The 2,187-nt window shown below is 69.0% G+C and carries 2 protein-coding genes; both read left to right on the top strand.

Features of this window, described 5'->3' with window-relative positions; genetic code table 11:
* On the top strand, positions 1 to 891 hold an 891-nt coding region (locus VF468_16030; GenBank protein ID HEX5879801.1), incomplete at its 5' end, for a diacylglycerol kinase family protein.
* A 526-nt stretch (positions 892 to 1,417) separates the two neighbouring features.
* Entirely contained in the window at positions 1,418 to 1,729 is a 312-nt protein-coding gene (locus VF468_16025; GenBank protein HEX5879800.1) for a hypothetical protein, read from the top strand.
* The last annotated feature ends 458 nt before the right edge of the window (positions 1,730 to 2,187 follow it).

Raw genomic sequence — 2,187 nt, 5'->3', positions numbered from 1 at the left:
AGCGGCGGCGACACGGCAAGCGAGCGGAGCGACCGCATCCGGCAGGCGATCGAGGAGACCGGCAAGAAGCTCATCTGGCTGGAGACAACCCGTGAGGATAGCGGGCAGGGCCTGGCCAAGGAAGCCGTGGGACAGGGCGCGGACCTGGTCATCGCGACCGGTGGCGACGGCACGGTGATGGCCTGTGCCACCGCCCTGGCCGGCTCCGAGGTGCCGTTGGCGGTGCTCCCGCTGGGGACGGGCAACCTGGTCGCGACTAACTTCGATATCCCCACCGACCTTGACCGTGCCCTGGAGATCGCCCTGGAGTGCCGGCGCCGCCGCATCGACCTCGGCTCCATCGGCGACGGCCGCTTCGTGATCGCAGCCGGGATGGGCTTCGATGCGGCCATGCTGCGCGATGCCAGCCACACGCTGAAGGCCAGGATCGGCCCGCTGGCCTATGTCTGGAGTGCCCTGCGGAACCTGCGCCGGCCCCGGGCCAGCTACCGTCTGCGGCTGGACGGTGGTGAGGAGCTGACCCGGCGGGCCCAGGGGGTGCTGGTGGCCAACCTCGGCAAGATCCAGGGTGGGCTCCCGATCCTCCCGGACGCCGTTCCCGACGACGGCCAGTTCGACATCGCCGTGCTCAAGACCCGCACCCTGGGGAGCTGGGTCGGGGTGGCGGCGCGGATCCTGGTCCGCAGCCGCAAGCCCGGCCCCGATGTGGACACCTTCCGGGCCGCCAAGGTGGAGATCGGCTGTGACCGGGCCCAGCCGGTGCAGTTCGACGGCGACACGGTCGAGCCGACCGACCGGCTCGCTCTGGAGATCGACCCCGCCTCCCTCACCTTGGCCGTCCCCGAACACCACCAGGACCAGACGCCCCCAGTCCGCCAAGACCCCGACTGAGCATCGGCACCGCCGTCCCGGAAACCGATCGGCTGGAAGGGGACGAGACGCCTGCCAGCCTGCGTTCGATCTGGCTGAAGAGCAAGCTCGTTGGCGTCTGTCCTTGGAACCTCCTCTGCATAGTCTCTGCTCTTCAACGCCCTCGCGACTCCGACGAGCACTGCGAGGTCGGCCACGGCAACGAACTCCTGGGCGTCCTGGTCGGCTTGGGCGTCCACGGCACCGCCATCGACGGCCCGGCTCGTGCCCGGAGGCCGGATTCGGCCGGGGGTTTGTGCCGAGTCTCGGTGGCTAGTCACAAGGTGTCGGGGAAGTCCTCCGACGGTAGCGGGACCAAATCCCCGTCCCGCACGTGCGGAGGTTCAGGCAACCGGTCCGCCCCGTAATCCCCGCTCCACAGCCGTGTTCGGAGTGCGCTCACGTTCCTCGGGCTTTGGCCTGCCCGTGAGTGTGCCCGTGGCACGGCGTACGCCCACCATCATTCAGCTCGGGTCGTTCGACCCGGGCGTCATTGAAAGGCAGCAGTATGGATGCAGAGATCGGCCGGCCCGGCAGTACCGCGGTCGGCACTGACTCTCGCGCCGGCACCCGTCGGCTCAGCACCGAGACCAAGTCCGCTTACAAGACCACTGAGTTCATCACCTATGTGGTCGTGTTCGCCGGCATCTTGGTGGCCTCGTTCCTGGTCAAGACCGGCCAGGACGGTCAGCGGGTCGACTACTTCCGGGCCGACAAGGCCTGGTGGTACATCACGCTCCTGACCATTGGCTACATGATCGCCCGGGGGCTGGCTAAGTCCGGCAGCCGCGAGCCCTACGACGACAACGAGCGCCGATAGACGACAGCGGGCTGCCCCGGCCGGTTGGCCGGGGCAGCCGCATTTAGCAGCCGGCCGGCCATCACGGCGATGCTGCCATGGCGGCTGTCCTGTGATCTGTTTGGAGATGAAGCGATGCGACCAAGGATGAAGCGGCGCACCCGGCAGTTGGCGTTGGTCACCGTGGCGTTGCCGATTGCCGGGTGGGCGTTGGAGCAGGCCGCGCGCCGAGCCGAGACACGCGATCAGGCCTCGCCGGCAAGCAGGCGGCTGCGGCAAGGAGCGGAGTTCGACCAGCGGTGGGGTCGCGGGCCGCTGGCGGACCGGTTGCGCCGACCGACCACGACCGTCACGCGGACCGGCCTCAGCCAGGCAGGTACCCAGCAGCATGGTGGCTGAGCGGCGGCCAGAGCGTCGAGTGCGCGTCTTTGGCTGCTGCCTGCCTATCCCCTTGGGCCTGGGACTGCTCTGCATGGCGG

Source organism: Actinomycetota bacterium (assembly GCA_036280995.1).
GTDB lineage: Bacteria > Actinomycetota > CALGFH01 > CALGFH01 > CALGFH01 > CALGFH01.
The sequence above is the reverse complement of the archived record's forward strand: the minus strand, read 5'-3'. Positions and strand labels throughout refer to the sequence as shown.